At 69.7% G+C, this 759-nt stretch carries 2 protein-coding genes; one reads left to right on the top strand and one right to left on the bottom strand.

The features are described from left to right. A partial coding sequence (locus tag BIV03_RS16045) for a metal-sensitive transcriptional regulator (RefSeq protein ID WP_175475914.1) occupies positions 1 to 246 on the bottom strand: 246 nt, incomplete at its 3' end. Between the two features lie 66 nt (positions 247 to 312). Here BIV03_RS16045 and BIV03_RS19850 point away from each other — a divergent pair. Further along, on the top strand, positions 313 to 759 hold a 447-nt coding region (locus BIV03_RS19850; RefSeq protein WP_175475912.1), incomplete at its 3' end, for a hypothetical protein.

Here is a 759-nt window from a genome sequence, read left to right as displayed (position 1 = left end):
CTCGCCGCCCTCGGCGACGGCCTCGGCGACGCAGTGCTTGAGGTGGTCCTCGAGCAGCGACAGGGCGACACGCTCGAGCGCCCGGTTCGCTGCGGAGATCTGGGTGAGGACGTCGATGCAGTACGTCTCGTCCTCGACCATGCGGGCGATGCCGCGGACCTGGCCCTCGGCTCGGCGGAGTCGCTTGAGCAGGTCGTCCTTGTCGCCGATGTAGCCGACGTGTTCGTGCATGCTGGCCTCCGTCATGGTCAATACGGTACCCCCCTAGGGTATTCCCTGACGCCGAACGCGCAACCATGGCAGGATGCGCCCATGACCGAGGCGGCGACGAACGGCTTCCGCAGGCTGCGGTTCGCGGACGCCGACGGCTCGGACTACTCCGACATCTTCGAGGCTGAGTACCACGGCTCGGACTTCGCCTCCGACACGTTCGCGACCGAGGACGCCCGCTACGAGTACACGGTCGTGGGCGACGACGACCTGACGCTCCGCACGATGCGCGCCGAGGGCGGGAAGCGCGGTGGCGTCATCGGCCCGCGGGACGACCACGTCGTGTTCTGGCTCACCAGGGGCCAGCTCGAGATGCACTTCGCGGACCGCTCCCGCGTGGTGGAGCCCGGGAGCCCGTACATCGCCTCGGCGTCCGAGGCCTACCGCTTCGAGTCCACGGGCACGGTCTACAACGGCGTGCACATCGCCGACCGGTTCCTCCGCACGGTCGGGCGGGACCTCGGCTTCGCCCTCCCCGACGGGCCGCTC

Source organism: Curtobacterium sp. MCBA15_016, from assembly GCF_001865105.1.
Lineage (GTDB): Bacteria > Actinomycetota > Actinomycetes > Actinomycetales > Microbacteriaceae > Curtobacterium.
The sequence above is the reverse complement of the archived record's forward strand: the minus strand, read 5'-3'. Positions and strand labels throughout refer to the sequence as shown.